This window comes from Streptomyces pactum, assembly GCF_016031615.1.
Lineage (GTDB): Bacteria > Actinomycetota > Actinomycetes > Streptomycetales > Streptomycetaceae > Streptomyces > Streptomyces pactus.
In genome coordinates this window covers 335,930-353,328 of sequence record NZ_JACYXC010000002.1, presented here as the reverse complement: position 1 = coordinate 353,328, position 17,399 = coordinate 335,930, and the positions used below count along the sequence as shown (strand labels likewise).

10 protein-coding genes and 1 pseudogene are annotated in these 17,399 nt (G+C 74.3%); 8 read left to right on the top strand and 3 right to left on the bottom strand.

Annotation, left to right across the window (positions count from 1 at the left end; genetic code table 11):
- Nucleotides 1–55 precede the first annotated feature (55 nt).
- Together IHE55_RS29765 and IHE55_RS32055 are read left to right on the top strand one after the other, a co-directional pair.
- A complete protein-coding gene (locus IHE55_RS29765) occupies nt 56–1,096 on the top strand; it encodes a vWA domain-containing protein (protein ID WP_197992511.1) in 1,041 nt (346 codons plus the stop codon).
- A gap of 303 nt (nt 1,097–1,399) precedes the next feature.
- Nucleotides 1,400–1,975 carry a GNAT family N-acetyltransferase gene (locus IHE55_RS32055; RefSeq protein ID WP_197992510.1) on the top strand — a complete coding sequence of 192 codons (576 nt, stop codon included), beginning with the start codon at nt 1,400–1,402 and terminating at the stop codon, nt 1,973–1,975.
- Nucleotides 1,976–2,306: 331 nt separating this feature from the next.
- Here the strand turns inward: IHE55_RS32055 and IHE55_RS29755 are convergent, their stop codons facing one another.
- Nucleotides 2,307–3,764 (bottom strand): SulP family inorganic anion transporter, encoded by a 1,458-nt coding sequence (locus IHE55_RS29755; protein WP_197992509.1) that lies wholly within the window; start codon nt 3,762–3,764, stop codon nt 2,307–2,309.
- 434 nt (nt 3,765–4,198) lie between these two features.
- On the opposite strand from IHE55_RS29755, the gene IHE55_RS29750 reads away from it, so the two are divergent.
- The 4 genes from IHE55_RS29750 to IHE55_RS29735 all read left to right on the top strand — a co-directional run bounded on the left by IHE55_RS29750 (nt 4,199) and on the right by IHE55_RS29735 (nt 9,606).
- Nucleotides 4,199–4,612, top strand: a complete 414-nt coding sequence (locus IHE55_RS29750; RefSeq protein WP_197992508.1) for a MerR family transcriptional regulator — start codon at nt 4,199–4,201, stop codon at nt 4,610–4,612.
- A 612-nt stretch (nt 4,613–5,224) separates the two neighbouring features.
- Nucleotides 5,225–7,513, top strand: a complete 2,289-nt coding sequence (locus IHE55_RS29745) for an MMPL family transporter (RefSeq protein ID WP_197992507.1) — start codon at nt 5,225–5,227, stop codon at nt 7,511–7,513.
- 391 nt (nt 7,514–7,904) lie between these two features.
- A complete protein-coding gene (locus IHE55_RS29740) occupies nt 7,905–8,630 on the top strand; it encodes a flavodoxin family protein (RefSeq protein WP_197992506.1) in 726 nt (241 codons plus the stop codon).
- A 109-nt stretch (nt 8,631–8,739) separates the two neighbouring features.
- Nucleotides 8,740–9,606 (top strand): DUF5996 family protein, encoded by an 867-nt coding sequence (locus IHE55_RS29735; RefSeq protein WP_372442806.1) that lies wholly within the window; start codon nt 8,740–8,742, stop codon nt 9,604–9,606.
- A 381-nt stretch (nt 9,607–9,987) separates the two neighbouring features.
- Here IHE55_RS29735 and tpg read toward each other — a convergent pair whose 3' ends face one another.
- Together tpg and tap are read right to left on the bottom strand one after the other, a co-directional pair.
- A complete protein-coding gene (tpg, locus tag IHE55_RS29730) occupies nt 9,988–10,542 on the bottom strand; it encodes a telomere-protecting terminal protein Tpg (RefSeq protein WP_197992505.1) in 555 nt (184 codons plus the stop codon).
- Nucleotides 10,543–10,545: 3 nt separating this feature from the next.
- A pseudogene (tap, locus tag IHE55_RS32050) lies at nt 10,546–12,974 on the bottom strand (telomere-associated protein Tap); the annotation flags it as partial.
- 721 nt (nt 12,975–13,695) lie between these two features.
- On the opposite strand from tap, the gene gyrB reads away from it, so the two are divergent.
- Entirely contained in the window at nt 13,696–15,732 is a 2,037-nt protein-coding gene (gyrB, locus tag IHE55_RS29715; RefSeq protein WP_197992504.1) for a DNA topoisomerase (ATP-hydrolyzing) subunit B, read from the top strand.
- A gap of 170 nt (nt 15,733–15,902) precedes the next feature.
- A complete protein-coding gene (locus IHE55_RS29710; RefSeq protein ID WP_197992503.1) occupies nt 15,903–17,273 on the top strand; it encodes an SMI1/KNR4 family protein in 1,371 nt (456 codons plus the stop codon).
- Nucleotides 17,274–17,399 lie beyond the last annotated feature (126 nt).

The following is a 17,399-nucleotide window of genomic DNA, read 5'->3' as shown; positions in this document are numbered from 1 at the left end:
TGTCAGTGGTGGGTGGAAGGATCGAAGCATCCAGTCGGAAAGAGGGGAGCGGCCCATGTCCGGAAACCAGAACTACATCAATCACGTTGCTCTTGTTTTGGACGCGAGTTCGTCCATGTCACACCTGAGCCGCAAGGTCGTGGAAGTCGCCGATCAGCAGATCGCCTATCTGGCCCGCCGGTCCGAGGAACTGGACCAGGAAACCCGCGTCACGGTGTACGTCTTCTCCGACAAGGTGCAGTGCGTCATCTACGACAAGGACGTGCTGCGGATGCCGTCCCTGAAGCAGCTGTACCGGGTGGGTGGGATGACGGCGCTGCTGGCGGCCACGCTGAAGTCGCAGCGCGAGCTGGCGCAGACCGCGCAACTCTACGGTGACCACAGCTTCCTGACCTTCGTGCTGACCGACGGCCAGGAGAACGCCAGCCACCGCTGCCCGGACGCCCCCAGCACCAATCAGCGCGAACTGGTCCGGGCGGTGGCCGAGTTGATCCGCACCCAGGAGGACAACTGGACGCTGGCGGTCCTCGTCCCGGACCAGATGGGCAAGCGCGAGGCCATGCAGTGCGGCTTCCCGAAGGACAACATCGCCATCTGGGACGCCACCAGCACGCAGGGCCTGGAGGAGGCCGGACAGGTCATCCGGCAGGCGACCGAGAACTTCATGGTGGGCCGCGCCCGGGGCATCCGGGGATCGCGGGCGGTGTTCTCCACGGGCGCGGAGGCGGTCAACAAGGACACCATCAAGGCGGCCGGTCTCACCCCGGTGGATCCCTCGCGCTACCGGCTGATCCCGGTGGGCCGGGAGGCGGGAATCCGGGAATGGGTCCAGGAATGCGGGCACACATTCCGTACCGGTTGCGCCTTCTACCAGCTCAGCAAGTCGGAGAAAGTCCAGGCGCGAAAGCAGATCGCGGTACTGGAGAAGAAGACGGACCGGGTGTACATGGGCCCGGAGGCGCGGGCGCTGCTCGGACTTCCGGACATGGAGGTCCGCGTCAAGCCGGACCACAACGACGAATTCACGATATTCGTGCAGAGCACCAGCGTGAACCGGAAGCTGGTGCCGAATACGCGGCTGCTCCTCATGAACTGACGCCGGCAGGCGCCGCACGCCCACGCCCGCCGGCCCGGCCGGCGGGGGCACCCGGGAGCGCGCCCCGGGGCGACCGGCCGGGGCGCCGGGCGGCGAAGACCCGGCGGGGTCACGAGCTCCCGGGCAGGCGACCCGGCCGCGGGCGAGGTGCCCCGGGGCTCCTCCGGGTACCGGCGCGGCGTTCGGGACACCGACCGCGACGAGCGCCACGGGCGGACGTCGGCCGGCCCGCATGCCGGTGCCGTCCATGCGCCGGCGAAAACTGTTGATCATCCCTCGGGGCCGTGGCGTAGTTTGTCGGCCGTGACCACCGTGCCGTCGCCCCCGAGGGCGCTTCCGGAGCTGCCGACCCGCATGCCGGGTCTGGTCCTCCGGGAGCTGACATGTGAGGACGCGGACGCGTATTACGCGCTGCTGGACGGCAACCGGGAGCACCTGAGCCGCTTCGGTGACCACCGGGAGGAGAGCGAGGCCACCGCCGCCTGGGTCCACCAGCACCTGGCCCGGGACCCGGGGCCGGATCTGCGGCTGGGCATCCGGCTGCACGGGCGGCTGATCGGCCGCATCGACCTGGTCGCCGTCAACCCGCCGCGCTACGGCACGGGCTACTGGCTCGGTGCGTCCCATGTCGGCGCCGGGTACGCCACCGCCGCGTGCACGGCTCTGTACGAGTACGCGGCGCGTGAACTGGGGGCCACCGACATCTTCGCCGGGGTCACCCACGGCAACGACCGGAGCGTCGCCCTGCTCACGCGACTGGGCTTCACCCCGGTCGCCGAATTCGCCACCTACACCCGTTTCCGGCTGCGGCTGGTCACCGGCCCGCCCGGGGCCGGCCCGGGGCCCGCCCGGCGCGGCCCCGGGGAGGAGTCGGCGTAGGGCCGCCGCGGAGGAGGTCCGGGCGGCTCCTGGCCGCCCGGGGCGGTGACCGCTCCGGCGGCCCGTGGTCACCCGGAGCCGGTGACGGGCGCCGCCGGCGCCCGCGGGTCCGGGTGTGCCGGGTGTGTCCGTGCCCTGGCGCCCGCCCGCTCCCCGGGGGCGGGCGCGTCCGGCGGGAGGGGTGCGCGGCGGGCGGCCGCCCGGCAGACACCGGCCGTCCAGCCTTCACGACGGCGGACTGCCGCATCCGCTCGACCACCGGGTCCCCGGCCCGGCGCGGGCCGTCCGGTCCCGCCGGGCCGGGGACCCGGTGGTGCCGGGAGGGTGCGGGTCAGTGGCCCGACAGTTCGCCGGTGAGTCTGCCGTGGAGGCGGGCGCTGGGATCGTTCAGGCCGGTGATCTCGACGGTCTTGCCGCGCTTGGCGTACCTGGTCTCGATCGCGTCGAGCGCGGCGACCGAGGAGGCGTCCCAGATGTGGGCGGCGGACAGGTCGATGACGACCCGGTCCGGGTCGGCGGCGTAGTCGAAGCGGCCGACGAGGTCGTTGGAGGAGGCGAAGAACAGCTCGCCGGTGACCCGGTAGACGACCGTGGTGCCGTCGGGGTCGGTGACGGCGGTGACGTCGGCGAGGTGGGCGACGCGCCGGGCGAAGACGACCATGGCGGCGACCGAGCCGGCGACGACGCCGACGGCGAGGTTGTGGGTGACGACCACGCAGACGACGGTGATCACCATGACGGCAATCTCCCCGGCGGGCATCCGCCGGAGGGTCTTCGGCGCGATGGAGTGCCAGTCGAAGGCCGCGACCGACACCATGATCATGACGGCGACGAGGGCGGCCATCGGGATGTCCGAGACGACCGGGCCGAAGACGATGCACAGCACCAGCAGGAACGCGCCGGCGAGGAAGGTCGAGAGGCGGGTCCGGGCGCCCGAGACCTTCACGTTGATCATCGTCTGGCCGATCACGGCGCAGCCGCCCATGCCGCCGAGGAGGCCGGTGACGATGTTCGCGATGCCCTGGCCCACGGACTCCCGGGTCTTGCTGGAGCGGGTGTCGGTGATGTCGTCGATGAGCTTGGCCGTCAGCAGCGACTCCATCAGGCCGACCAGCGCCATGGCGAAGGCGTACGGGGCCACCGTCGTCAGCGTGTCGAGGGTGAACGGCACGTCCGGCAGCCCCGGCACCGGCAGCGCGGACGGCAGCTCGCCCTTGTCCCCCACGGTGGGCACCGCGATACCGGCCGCCACCGTGATGACGGTGAGGATGACGATCGAGACGAGCGGGGCCGGGACGGCGGTGGTGATCTTCGGGAAGAACACCAGCAGGACCAGACCGCCGGCGATCAGCGGGTAGACGGCCCAGGGGACGTCGCGCATCTCGGGGACCTGGGCCATGAAGACCAGGATGGCCAGCGCGTTGACGAAGCCGACCATGACCGAGCGGGGGATGAACCGCATCAGTCTGGCCACCCCCAGGACGGCCAGGACGATCTGGAAGACGCCGGCGAGGAGGACCGCGGCGATGAGGTGACCGAGGCCGTGCTCGCGGTTGAGCGGGGCGATGACGAGGGCGACCGCGCCGGTGGCGGCGGAGATCATCGCCCGCCGCCCGCCGACGACGGAGATGGTGACGGCCATCGTCACGGAGGTGAACAGCCCGACGGCCGGATCGACACCGGCGATGACCGAGAACGAGATCGCCTCGGGAATCAGCGCCAGGGCCACCACGAGGCCGGCCAGCGCCTCGGTGCGCCAGGTCTTCGGGTCGGCGATCCAGTCGGGCATCAGGCCACGCAGACGCGCGGCCGGGGACACGGTGGGAGCAGCGGATGGCAAAGGGGACGGACCTGTCGTGCTCGGGCACACCCCTGCGGCAGGCCGGGGTGTGCGGGAAGAGGCGGACGGACGGGCGGCCCCACGGAGTGTGGAGCGGGGACGTCGCGGCGGAGCCGGGCACGCGACAGCGCGTCCGGCCTCACGCCCGGCGGCGAGGTGTCACGGCGGGGAGGCGGCGGCGCCGGGCGTCATGGGCTCGCGCACGCTTCTCTCCTGCCGGAACCGGACTGTCACCGGGGGCACCGTCGGCCCCGGCGCGGCGACGAGGGAGCGCCGGGCGCGCCACCCTCACCACCAGCGACTCTACCCCAACGTTAGAGTGGGGAGCGGCGGCGCCCACCCGGGCCTCGACGCACGACGAGAAGGGTCTGAGGATCACGGGCGTGGACGGCAAGCACATGCAGATCGGCGAGGTCGCCGCGCGCACGGAGCTGTCCCTGCGCACCATCCGGCACTACGAGGAGACCGGACTGGTGGTGCCGTCCGCCCGTTCCCGGGGCGGCTTCCGTCTCTACTCCGAGGCGGATGTCGCGCGGCTCATGGTGATCCGGCGTATGAAGCCGCTGGGCTTCACCCTGGACCAGATGCGCGACCTGCTGGACGCCACCGACCGCCTCGACACCGGTACCGGCCTCGACGCCGGCGAGCGGGAAGCCCTGCTGGAACGGGTGCGGGACTACCAGCGGGCCGCCACCGAGCAGGTGGCGAAGTTGCGAATCCAGCTGGCCCGCGCCGAGGACTTCGCCGCCACCCTGGACGCCCGCCTGGAGCGGAACGCTCCGTCCGGTCACGGTTAGCCGCGGCGGGACCACCGCGAAGGCCGGTGGTGCCCCGCGACGGGACCACCGCGAAGGCCAGTGGCGCCCCGCGGCCGTACCGTCCGGCGGCCGGCGGCACCCCGCGCCCGTCCGCCGTCCGTGACGTACCGGCCCCGCCCGTCCGCAGCTCGTGACGCGCCGGTCCGGCTCCGGGCCGCCGCCGCGGTCCGTGGCACGGGCCGGCCGCAACGGTCCACGCCCGCCCGGCGCGGCGGCACGGCGTACACCGGTACCCGCCGGCGGCGGGCCGGCCCGCCGCGGCCCCGCGGGACCTGCCGCACCGGCGCCGGGCCGGGTGGACGGGCCGGTGCCGGAAGCGGGCGCCGGCCGGGGCGTACCGGCTCACGGGACCGAGGCCGGCCGCGCCCCCGCCCGCGGCGGGCCGCCGCGGCCACGGGCACCGCTGCGAGTGGCCCCGAGCCCCGGTACCTCGCGGGAGGGGGCCCTGAGCAGGACCGTCGCCTGCATCCTTCGACGGAGCGGGCCGCCCGCCGGGTTCACCGGCCGGGACGATGGCCCGCCGCGGCCCCGCGCCTACGGTCGGGAGTGAGGCGGCGGGCAGGCCGCCGCCGCGGACCCGAAGGGGCGGCCATGACAGACCGAGAGCGACCGCGGAGCACCCGGGGCCTTGCCGCGCGGGCCGGTGCCTGGAGCGCACGGCACCCGTGGGCGGCGGTGGGGGGCTGGCTGGTGTTCGTCGTCCTGGCCCTCGCCGTGGGGGCGACGAGCGGCCGGGTGGACGTGAAGGAGAGCGAGGAGGTGCCGGGCGAGAGCCGGCGGGTGTCCCGGCTCCTGGAGGGCGCCGGCCTGGAGCATCCGGCCGGTGAGGCCGTCCTGGTCCAGGCACGGAGTCCGGACGGCGCGGGCACCGGCGACCCGGAGTTCCGCGGCACGGTGGACGCGGTGGTGGACGCGGTGCGCGGCACCGGCCTGGCGTCCGGGGTGACCTCGCCCTACGCCTCCGGCGCCCTGTCCGCCGACGGACGGTCGGCGCTGGTGCGGTTCGACGTGCGCGGCGACCCCGAGCGGGCCGACGACCGGGTCGGCCCGGTGCTGGACGCCGTCGCCGAGGTCGCGGACCGGCATCCGGACCAGCGCGTGGAGCAGTTCGGGGACGCCAGCGCGGGCCGGGCGATGGACGAGGCGTACGGCGACGACCTGGCCAGGGCGGAGTTCTCCGCGCTGCCGCTGGCGTTCGGCATCCTGCTGGTGGTGTTCGGGGCGGTGGTCGCCGCCCTGCTGCCGGTGGCGCTGGCGCTGAGCGCCTTCCTGGCGACCACCGGGCTGGTGGCCGCGGTCAGCCACCTGGTGCCCATGAGTGACGTCGCGAACTCGGTGATGCTGCTGGTCGGGCTGGCCGTGGGCGTCGACTACTGCCTGTTCTACCTGCGGCGGGAGCGCGAGGAGCGGGCCGCCGGGCGGGACGCGGCCACGGCGCTGCGGATCGCGGCGGCCACCTCCGGGCACGCCGTGCTGGTCTCCGGCTTCACCGTGATCGTGGCGATGGGCGGCATGTTCCTCACCGGCGTGGCCGACTTCAAGGCGATGGGCCTGGCCACCCTGATGGTGGTGGCGGTCGCGATGACCGGCTCGGTCACCGTGCTGCCGGCCCTGCTGTCGCTGCTCGGCGACCGGGTGGAGAAGGGCCGGCTGCCGCGCCCGGGGGACCGGCTCCTCCGCGGCGGCCGGGGCCGCCGGGGGCGCGGTGGTGCGCGGAGCAGCCGGATATGGGGCGCGGTGCTCCGCCGGGTGCTGCGGCGGCCCGGGCTGTCCGTGGTGCTGGCCGGCGGCGCGCTGCTCCTGCTGGCGTTGCCCGCCGCCGGGATGCGGACCGCCGAGCTGACGCCGCGGCAGGAGCTGGGCGGTTCGGTTCCCGTCGCGGCGACGTACGAGCGGATGAACGAGGCGTTCCCCGGTGGTTCGGACCGCGCCGAGGTGGTGGTGCGGGCGGACGACATCGGTGCCGCACCGGTGCGGGCCGCCATCGCCGGGTTCGGCGACCGGGCGGTGGCGGAGGGCGCCTCCGGCGGGCCGGTGGAGGTCACGGTGCACCCGCGCCAGAACCTGGCCGTGCTGGAGGTGCCGCTGGCCGGCGGCCCGGACGAGAAGCGGAGCGAGCGGAGCCTGGAGATCCTGCGGGACGAGGTGCGGCCGGCGACGCTGGACCGGGCCGAGGGGGTGGTGGAGGCCCCGATCGGCGGCTCCACCGCCGCCTCGGTGGACTTCACCGACGCGATCGGCTCCGCCGTGCCGCCGGTCTTCGCCTTCGTCGTGGTCCTCGCGTTCCTGCTGATGCTGGTGTTCTTCCGTTCCCCGGTGATCGCCCTGACCGCGGTCGTCCTCAACCTGCTGTCGGCCGGCGCCGCGTACGGCATCCTCACCGCCGTCTTCCAGCACGGCTGGGGCGCCGGCCTGGTGGGCGCCCACGGGGTGGGCGCGGTGGTGTCCTGGCTGCCGCTGTTCCTGTTCGTCATCCTCTTCGGGCTGAGTACGGACTACCACGTGTTCGTGGTGTCCCGGATCCGGGAGGCGCGGCTGGCCGGGCGCACCACCCGCGACGCGGTCGTGCACGGCGTCGTCACCACCGCCGGTGTGGTCACCAGCGCGGCGGTCATCATGGTCGGCGTCTTCGCGGTCTTCGGCACGCTGTCGATGCAGAGCATGAAGCAGATGGGCCTCGGCCTGGCGGTGGCGGTGCTCATCGACGCCACCGTCATCCGCGGCGTGCTGCTGCCGGCGGTGATGGTGCTGCTGGGTGAGCGGAACTGGTACCTCCCCCGCCGGCTGCGCCGGCTGCCGGGTGCCGTGCCCACCGGTGGGGCCGCCCGGCCGCCCGCCGCGGCGGCACCGGCGGAGGTGCCCGCCGTCCGGCCGGAGTGACGTCCCGGCGCGGTCCCGGGCCCGTCCCGGCCGCCGGCCGCCCGTGCGGCGGCCGGGACGGGCCGGTCCGTTCTCCGGCCCCCTCGGCCCGGCCGCCCGTCCGCCCGTCCCGGGGTGCGGCCCGGAACGGCCGGGGACGGGCGGCCGGCGTATCCCGGCCCGGCGGCTGGGGTGACAGCCGCGCGCGCCGGGCGCGGCCTGCCCGGGGAACGCCGGGGGCCGGGTGCATGCTGGGCAGCGCCGGCGCGCAAGCGCCGGGCGGGGGCGGCCGGAGGAAGGAGAGGGCGATGAGGGTGACGGGCGGTACCGGCGGCGGGCGGACGGTGGCGGCGTGCCGGTCCGCGGGCGCGGGCGCCGTGCCCCGGCGGACGCGGCCGGCGGGCGGGCGCGGATGAGCGGGCCGGAGACCGGTGGGTCCCGGTTCGGCGGACTGCGCGCGATGTTCGTCAACGCGACGCTCAAACGGTCCCCCGAGACCAGCAACACCGGTGGGCTGATCGACCTCAGCAGCGGCATCATGCGCGGGCTCGGCGTGGAGGTCGAGGTGGTCCGGGCCGTCGATCACGACATCGCCACCGGCGTGTGGCCGGACATGACCGAGCACGGCTGGGCGAGCGACGCCTGGCCGCACCTGTACGAGCGGATCATGGCCGCCGACATCCTGGTGCTGTGCGGCCCGATCTGGCTGGGTGACAACAGTTCGGTGATGAAGCGGGTGATCGAGCGGCTGTACGCGTGTTCCAGCCTGCTCAACGACGCCGGGCAGTACGCCTATTACGGCCGGGTCGGCGGCTGCCTGATCACGGGCAACGAGGACGGCGTCAAGCACTGCGCGATGAACGTCCTGTACAGCCTCCAGCACCTGGGGTTCACCATCCCGCCGCAGGCCGACGCGGGGTGGATCGGTGAGGCCGGGCCCGGCCCCTCCTACCTCGACCCCGGCTCCGGCGGCCCGGAGAACGACTTCACCAACCGCAACACCACCTTCATGACGTACAACCTGCTCCACCTGGCCGCCCTGCTCAAGCGGGCCGGCGGCATCCCCGCCGAGGGCAACCTGCGCACCGAATGGGACGCCGGCTGCCGACCGCACCTGCCCAACCCCGAACACCGATGACCCGCCGGCACAGGAGGCACCACGGGTGAACGCGCACAGCTCCGGCACCGGATCCGCCTGGCCGCGCCTGCGGGTGGAGGACTGGACCGAGACCCGGGACACGCTGCACATGTGGACCCAGATCATCGGCAAGATCCGTCTGGCGCACGCGCCCATGGTGAACCACTGGTGGCAGGTCACCCTGTACGTCAGCCCGCGCGGCCTGACCACCTCGGCCATCCCGTACGGGACCCGGGCGTTCGACATCGAGTTCGACTTCATCGACCACGACCTGGTCATCCGCAGCAGTGACGGGACCGGCCGCCGGGTCTCCCTGGAGCCGAAGCCGGTGGCCCGGTTCCACCAGGAGACGATGCGCGCCTTGGCGGAGCTGGACATCGAGGCACCGATCCGGCCGCGCCCCAACGAGGTGGAGCCGGCAATCCCCTTCGCCGAGGACTTCCAGCACTGCTCCTACGACGCAGGGGCGGCGCAGCTGTTCTGGCGGCAGCTGCTCCAGGCCGACCGGGTGCTGGGCCGGTTCCGGTCGCACTTCATCGGCAAGGTCAGCCCGGTGCACTACTTCTGGGGCGCCATGGACCTGGCCTGCACCCGCTTCTCGGGGCGGCCCGCCCCCGCGCATCCCGGGGGCGCCCCGAACTGCGGCGACTGGGTGATGGTGGAGGGCTACTCCCGCGAGCTGAGCAGCTGCGGCTTCTGGCCCGGCGGGGGCGAGGAGGGCGCGTTCTACGCGTACGCCTACCCCGAACCCGAGGGCTTCGCCGACCATCCCGTCCGCCCGGCGGGGCAGGCCCGCTACAGCCAGGACCTCCGGCAGTACCTGCTGCCCTACGAGGCGGTCCGCACGGCCGGCGACCCGGACCGGATGCTGATGGAGTTCCTGCAGACCACCTACGAGGCGGCGGCGGACAACGCCCGGTGGGACCGCGGCATGCTGGAGGACGATCCCGGACGCTGGGACGACGGACGCCCCTGACCGGCGGCCGCCGGCACGTGCCCCCGGGCCCGGCCGGCACACGCCCCGGGTGACAGCCGGCCGCCGGCCGGGCCGCGGCAGCCGGCTGCCGCGCGTCGGTCGGCGGCCACCCGCCAGGTCGCGGCGGCCGGCACGGCGGGCAGCCGTTCCGCCCGCCGGGGGCCGGCCGTGCGGGGCCTGTCCTGGTGCCCTGCCAGGACGTGCGGCAGGCGAGCGCGCCGGTGGTCCGGCGGCCCGAGCGGCCGGCGGAGCAGCCCGCGCCCGGCCCGGTGCGCACTGCCGGACCGTCGGCACTCCCCTCGGACCCCACACCGGTCACGACGCGCCGGCCTCCCTGCCGACCACCGCGCTTCGACTCGGCTGTGCCGTGCGGGGCGGGCGTCAGAAGGAGACGTCGAAGTAGTCGATGTTGTTCAGTTCGACCTCCAGCCCCGCCGCGCGGCGCCCACCGTCCTTGAAGTAGACCTCCTGGAGCCCCTCGGCGACGATCTCCCGCAGCCGGCGGTCCCCGGCGCCCTGCTCGCGAGCCTCGAACAGGCGGCGGGCGTACTCCGGGGGGAGGTGGACGGTCAGCCGGCGGAAGCGGCCGTCGTCGGTGGTGCCGACCGGGGCGGTGTAGCCGAACTGGGCGCGGGTCTCCACCGTGATGCCGGTCGCGGTGGCGGCCTGCCGCCGTCGGCGTTCCCGTACCCGCGGCTGCCAGCGGGCGAGGACCGCGGCCTCGATGCGGTCCGCGATCTCCTGGGGCGGTCGGCGCCGGGCACCGCGGCGGTAGCGGTTGACCGAGTCGGCCGTGACGCCGATCTCCGCGGCGACCGCCCTGGCCGTCTTGAGCCTTCGCAGCAGGAAGTTGACGCGGGCCTGGAGCGATTTGGGCGGCTCCCGGGTGAAACCCTCGGTGTCGGCGCGGTCCAGGGCGTCGTCGATGTCTCCCACGTGTCACTCCCCCTCGTCCAGTGTGGCGTCGTGTCCGTCGCCCTTGATGTGGCGGGCGGGGTTGAAGCCCTGCTCCAGCAGGTCCACCGCCCACGCCATCTCCTGCGTGCCCTCCAGTTTGGCCCCTCCCGGTCCCGGGCCGGGGCGCAGGACCCCGGGGACGGTCCGGCCGTCGGCGCCGCGCGGCAGCAGGTCCAGCGGGCCGGGACCGGCCGCCGGGTAGACGACGCAGTCGGAGAGGACGCCGAGCGGGTACCGGCCGGTGGTCCTGGCCATGTTGGCGAGCTTGCGGTGCATGTTGACCCGGGCCTTGGCGATGATCGCGGCCCGGATGTCGGGGCGCCAGGCCGGGCGGTTCAGCGCGGGCCAGGGCTCGCCGGGCCGGTAGTGGCGGCCCTGCGGGCGTTCCCGCAGCTTGCCCACCCCGCCCTTGACGGTGGACTTGATGGCGGTCAGGACCATCTCGACCATCCGGTGCCGGTTGAGCGTACGGGTCAGGGCGCTGTCGTCCATGGCCGCCAGGTCGTGGAGGTCCCGGGGGTCGGCGAGCAGCAGGCCGGTCGCCCGGGCCTGGTTGTCGCGGATCGCGTCGCGCAGGGCGTCCGGTCCGGTCAGCGCCGCCCGGCCGGCGGCCAGGCCGCGGACGGCTCCGAGGTCCGCGGGGTCGGTGCCCTTGAGGAGCTGGTGCCGGGCCATGGCGGCGAGGAAGCCGGGCTCGTCGAGGTCGGTGGTCACACCGATGTCGGCGAGCGTGGCGAGGTAGGCGTCCTTGAGCCGGTCGTGCCAGGGGTCGAGGTAGGCGCCGGCCCGCGGGCGCAGGAACGCCTTGACCGGCCGTACGTCGTGGCCCAGCTCGACCGCGTAGGCGACGGTCGGGGTGGCGTACCAGCCGGGCCCGTCGGGGCGGGTTCCGTCGGGGGTGAAGGGCGAGGGCAGCCGCGGATCGAGTTCGATGTGGCTGAGGTCCACCAGCCAGGTGCCGGGGACCTTCTTGTCGAACGCCGGGCGCAGCACCTCCTCGGGCTCGCCCAGACCGACCGGCAGCCGCGCCGCGGCGGCCAGGAACGCGGTGTTCAGGTCCAGGCCCACGGCCCACGGCAGCAGGCATTCCTCATCGGTGAGCAGCTCCGGGTCGCGGGCCCACTGGTACGCCTCCTCCTCCAGGAAGCCCTCGGCCCAGCCCTGGGCCACCGGATGCTCGGGCGGGGCCTCCGGCGGGGCGGGGTCGATCGGGTCCAGGCCCAGGGAGCCGGGGTTGTGGCCGCGGGTGTACGCGCCGGTGGTCTCGTTCCGCACCGGCCGGGTGGGCGGGCGCAGACTCGTCATGAGCTCCAGGCCGTTGACGGCCGTGGAGCCGCGCGGCGTGATCACGCGCCGGGCGTACACGCACAGGACGCGGGCCAGGTCGGCCGGTGGCAGCGCGGCGGCCGCGCCCCAGGACCGGGGGTCGAGCGCGTCCCAGGGCAGGACCGCCAGCTGTACGCAGCGCCGCCGGGAGCCGTCGGCGGTCCGGTAGATCCGGGTCCAGGGGCCGAAGCCGCGCCGGGTGAGCTGCCATCCGGCCGCGGCGATCTGCCCGACGACCGGGTGGTCCTGCGGCAGCCGCAGGCCCCGCCGGTCCTCCAGGCGGGCCGGGAGGCCGAGCCGCTCGGCCGCCGACGCGGTGAGCACGACCAGCGGGTCGGCGTCCTGTCCGTGCCGGTGCAGCCTCGGGGCGCCGAGTCCGGAGGCCTCCAGCACCCACTCGACCAGCTCCGGAACCGTCCGGGCCGGGCAGTCCAGTACCAGGCCCCCCGCACAGTAGGCGCTGCCGTCACCGTCGAGCACGGTGAGCGGGCCGTGCGGGAACCGCTCCTCGCCGGCCGGTTCGGCCGCTGCCGTCCTCGCCGGCCGGCGCCTCGGCGACGGGCGCGCCGCGGACGCGGACGCGCGGCGCGGTGGGGTCACTGGGGCCGGGGCGGCCGCCGGCACCACGGGGGCGGCACCTGCTCCGGGGGCCACCGGGGCGGCCCGGCCGGGGAGACATGGGCGGGAGAGGCCGTGGCGGAGGGGGCCGGGGGCGCGGCGTCCTGGTGGGTGACGGCCGATGCGGTGGAGGCCGGTGCGGCGGCGGGCGGTTCGTGCGGTGCGGCGGGCGGTGTGGCGGCGGCCGGTTCGGGCGGTGCGGCGGCCTCGGCGTCCGGGCCGGGGTATTTCGCCGCCCAGCCGTCCAGCAGCCGCTGGTAGGCCTGGCGGCGCGGGGGCCGCGGCTCGCTCCGGCCGTTCTCCCAGTTCTTCACCGTCTGCGTCGAGGTCTGCAGCACCTGGGCGAGCCGGGACTGTGTGATGCCCGCCGCTTCCCGGAGCCGGGCCCGCTCGGCGGGCGGGGGGAGTTCCGGCTCCCCCTCCAGCAGCGCGTCCACGGCGGCGAACAGCTCGTCCTGACTCGGCATACTCCACCTCCACCCGGACCTTAGCAGGCCTTATCCCTGGATTCGACTCCGGATTTAACCACCGTTTCGCATCCGGTCGGGCCCGCATCCCGGCGCGCCGCCGATCGGCGGCCGACCCGCGATCCGGACCGTCGGGGACCGGTGGTCGGACCGCCGGAGCGCACCGGCCGGACGGCACCCGGCCCCGGCCAGCGCCACCGCCGCACCGGCCCGGCGGGTCACCGTCACCCGGGCCCGACGACGCGGGGACCGGCGACCGCGGGCAGACCGGGCCCGGCGGTGCCGCACAAGGGCGGGCCGGCGCACCCGGGCGACCTGTCGCCCGCCGAGCGGTTCCGGTGCGGCCGGGGACGGACGCACGCTCCGACACGGGTCGCCGGCGACCGCGGAGAGCCACTCCCGAAACAGTGCCGGGACCCCTGCCCGACAGGGCATCGAAAAACGCCGCGACGACCCCTCTGAGGGAATTTCACCACCCCGACACAGGGGGGATTGTCGACTCGGGCGACAGGCCGCCACGAGGGCACTGAGGGGACCTCACGAGCCGTCCATCTCAGGCGCCTTGGATATTCTGAACGCCGTCCCAGCATCCCGCGACCTCAAGGCCCACCAGGCCCGGGGGTCCTGTTCGGGCTGCCCCTGTTTCCGCAAGCCGTCCGCCGACTCCGCATCGCGATGCGATGCGGAAGCGCGGTCAGCCATGCCCGAAAAGAGAGCATCTATGACTATTTACGGCCCTCATGCCGTCACCGGTGTTCCCGAGCCCCAGCAGACCCGCCACGCCGGGACCGCCTCGTACGACGCCAACGCGATCACCGTCCTGGACGGTCTCGACGCGGTACGCAAGCGGCCCGGTATGTACATCGGCTCCACGGGCGAGCGGGGCCTGCACCACCTGGTACAGGAGCTGGTGGACAACTCCGTGGACGAGGCGCTGGCAGGGGTGGCCGACCGGATCGACGTGACGATCCTGGCCGACGGTGGCGTGCGGGTGGCCGACAACGGCCGCGGTATTCCGGTGGGAACCCATCCGGTGGAGAAGCGGCCGGCCGTGGAGGTGGTGCTGACGACACTGCACGCCGGCGGGAAGTTCGGGGGCGGGGGCTACGCGGTCTCCGGCGGTCTGCACGGCGTGGGCCTGTCGGTGGTCAACGCGCTGTCGACCCGGTTGTCGGTGGAGGTCTGGACCGACGGCCACCGGTGGACCCAGGAGTACCGGGACGGCGCTCCCGCCACCCCGCTCACCCGTCACGAAGCCACCTCCCGTACCGGCACGTCGCTGACGTTCTGGGCGGACGGCGCGATCTTCGAAACCACCGAGTACTCCTTCGAGACGCTGGCCAGGCGCTTCCGGGAGATGGCCTTCCTCAACCGGGGGCTCACCCTGACGCTGACCGACGAACGCGCGTCCGCACGGGTGCCGGCCGCGGCCGACGACACCGGCGCCGCCGCACCGCCACCGAGGACGGTCCGCCACCGCTACGACGGGGGCATCACCGACTTCGTCACCCACCTCAACACCCGCCAGGGCGAGCCGGTCCACCCCTCGGTGATCTCCGTCCGCGCCGAGGACGCCGGGCGGCTGCTGTCGGTGGAGGTCGCGATGCAGTGGAGCGGCCGGTACGCCGACCGTGTCTACTCCTACGCGAACGCCATCCACACCCATGAGGGCGGCACGCACGAGGAGGGCTTCCGCGCGGCGCTGACCACCGTGGTCAACCGCTACGCCCGGGAGAGGAAGCTGCTGCGGGAGAAGGACGACAACCTCTCCGGCGAGGACATCCGCGAGGGTCTGACCGCGATCATCTCGGTGAAGCTGGGCGAGCCGCAGTTCGAGGGGCAGACCAAGACCAAGCTGGGCAACACCGAGGCGCGTGCCTTCGTGCAGAAGGTGGTGCACGAGCACCTGACCGACTGGTTCGCCCGCAACCCGGGCGAGGCGGCCGACATCGTGCGCAAGGCGATCCAGGCCGCCACGGCCCGGATCGCCGCCCGCAAGGCGCGCGACCTGACCCGCCGCAAGAGCCTGCTGGAGGCCACGTCACTGCCGGGCAAGCTGGCCGACTGCCGGTCCGGCGACCCGTCGCGGTCGGAGATCTTCATCGTCGAAGGGGACTCCGCCGGCGGTTCGGCCAAGGCCGGCCGCAACCCGCGGTACCAGGCGATCCTTCCGATCCGCGGCAAGATCCTCAACGTCGAGAAGGCCAGGATCGACAAGATCCTGCACAACCAGGAGATCCAGGCGATCATCTCCGCGTTCGGCACCGGTGTGCACGAGGACTTCGACATCACCGGGCTCCGGTACCACAAGATCATTTTGATGGCGGACGCGGACGTGGACGGCCAGCACATCAACACCCTGCTGCTGACCTTCCTGTTCCGCTTCATGCGCCCGCTGGTGGAGGCAGGGCACGTGTACCTGTCCCGCCCTCCGCTGTACAAGATCAAGTGGAGCCGGGACCACATCGAATACGCCTACTCCGACCGCGAACGCAACCTGCTCCTCGAACGGGGCCGGCAGGCCGGCCGCCGCCTCAGGGACGACTCCGTCCAGCGTTTCAAGGGCCTGGGCGAGATGAACGCCGAGGAACTGCGCGTCACCACCATGGACCCCGACCACCGGGTCCTGGGGCAGGTCACCCTCGACGACGCTGCCGTCGCCGACGACATCTTCTCCGTCCTGATGGGCGAGGACGTCGAAGCGCGCCGCCTGTTCATCCAGCGCAACGCCAAGGACGTCAGGTTCCTCGACATCTGACCGGCCGTCCCCGGACCGCACCGGTCCGAAGGCCCCCGCCCGCCGCGAATGCCGCCGGCGGGGGCGAGGAGCGGGTGCGGCGGTACCGGGGCGGGCGAGGCGGACGCCGGCGGCCGGCAACGGGATGGCCGGGGACCGGCGTTGTCGGCGGCGGCGCGTACCTTCTGCGCATGGTCGATCAGAGGACGTCCTCACCACCGGTGTACGACTTCGCCACCTGGGAGCCCGTGCTCCGGCTCCAGCTGGCCGACGCCCCGGAGCCGCCGCCCGGCCGGCCCCTGCGGATGGCCGGACGGATCCACCGGCACGGCTGGAGCCTGCCCCGGTGGGGACGGCGCGGGCGCATGACGGCGGCCGAGCGGGACGCGGTGGAGCACATCCGGCGGGCGCTGGCGCGCGCCGGGGCCGAGGAGGTCGTGTTCTCGGCGGAGGTCCGGCCGGACGGCCGCACCACCCTGCGGCTGGTCCGGCCGGGGCCGGCGGTGGAGGGCTCCCCCGGCTACCCGGTCCTGGGGGTTCTGGTGCTGGCCGAAGGTTCCCTCCCGGGCCCCTGGCGCCGCCTTCCCGACCCGGTGCCCGGGGCGGGCCCGGCCCCCTCGGTGGACCTGGAGCTGCTGGAGCGGACGCTCCGCGAGCGGTTGCCCGGCGCCGCCGGTGCGACGGAGGAGGAGATCGCCGCGGCCGAGGCGCGGCTGGGGGTCACGCTGCCCGAGGAGCTGAAGGTCCTGTACCGGGTGGTCCGGGACCGGTGGGAGGAGGGGGACGACGACGCGGCGGCGCGGGTGACCGAGGCCGTCGGCTACGAACTCCTCCCCCTGCGCGACCTGTACCGCGTCGACGGGGCGGCCCGTCACTCCCGCTGGGAGTTCTCGGCGAAGCGGGCGGTGATCACCCCGCCCGACGCCGCGGTACAGGGGCTGGCCGGCTCCCCCGGCTGGATCGTCTTCGCCGGCAACGGGGGCGATGAGCTGGCGGTGGACCTGACACCCGGGCCCCGCGGCCACACCGGGCAGGTCATCCTGGTGGACCACGAGCAGAGCATCGGCGCCGAGCTCGTCGCCGACTCCCTCACCGATCTGGTGGTGCACCGGATACGGAAGGAGCACCGCGACCGTTCCGGGGGCGGGCTCCCGGTCGTCGCCGCGGTCGGCGGCCACGGCCTGCCGACCGTACGGGATGCCGCCCACCCCGACCTGGAAGTACTGTCCGTCGATGTGACGGACGGTGCGCCGTTCAGCCTTGCCCCGGTCACCGGGCTCGGCCGCCTGCGGACCCTCACCGCCCGGCCGGGCGCACTCGCCGATCCTCTGGAGATCGCCCGGCTCACCGGCCTGGAGTTCCTGGAACTCGGCCCACGGGACTGGCGCGCCCTCCTGGACGCCGGAGCCGTCCCCCGCACCCTGTCGGCCGCCGTCGTCGGGACGGACGGCGATGCCGACCCGCTGCACGGCGTGGACATCGCCAACGAACTCCTCGCCCTCCGCAACCGGCCGCTGATCAGCCGGACGGTCCTCGAAGGTCACCTCGGCCCGGTGGCGTGACGGGCGGGCCGTCCGAGCGGGTCCCGTCCCGTCCCCGAGGTGTTCAGCCGTGTCGCGGGGTGTGCCCGGCCGCCCCGTGCGCACCGTCCGCCGCGTCGACGGGTGGTCCTAAGGACGGGCGTCGCC

Bases quoted from the DNA above. Each gene is read 5' to 3' on its own strand.
- IHE55_RS29765 (WP_197992511.1), top strand. From the start codon at position 56: ATGTCCGGAAACCAGAACTACATCAATCACGTTGCTCTTGTTTTGGAC.
- IHE55_RS29755 (WP_197992509.1), bottom strand. From the start codon at position 3,764: ATGCCCGACTGGATCGCCGACCCGAAGACCTGGCGCACCGAGGCGCTG.
- IHE55_RS29745 (WP_197992507.1), top strand. From the start codon at position 5,225: ATGACAGACCGAGAGCGACCGCGGAGCACCCGGGGCCTTGCCGCGCGG.
- IHE55_RS29740 (WP_197992506.1), top strand. From the start codon at position 7,905: ATGAGCGGGCCGGAGACCGGTGGGTCCCGGTTCGGCGGACTGCGCGCG.
- IHE55_RS29735 (WP_372442806.1), top strand. From the start codon at position 8,740: ATGTGGACCCAGATCATCGGCAAGATCCGTCTGGCGCACGCGCCCATG.
- gyrB (WP_197992504.1), top strand. From the start codon at position 13,696: ATGACTATTTACGGCCCTCATGCCGTCACCGGTGTTCCCGAGCCCCAG.
- IHE55_RS29710 (WP_197992503.1), top strand. From the start codon at position 15,903: ATGGTCGATCAGAGGACGTCCTCACCACCGGTGTACGACTTCGCCACC.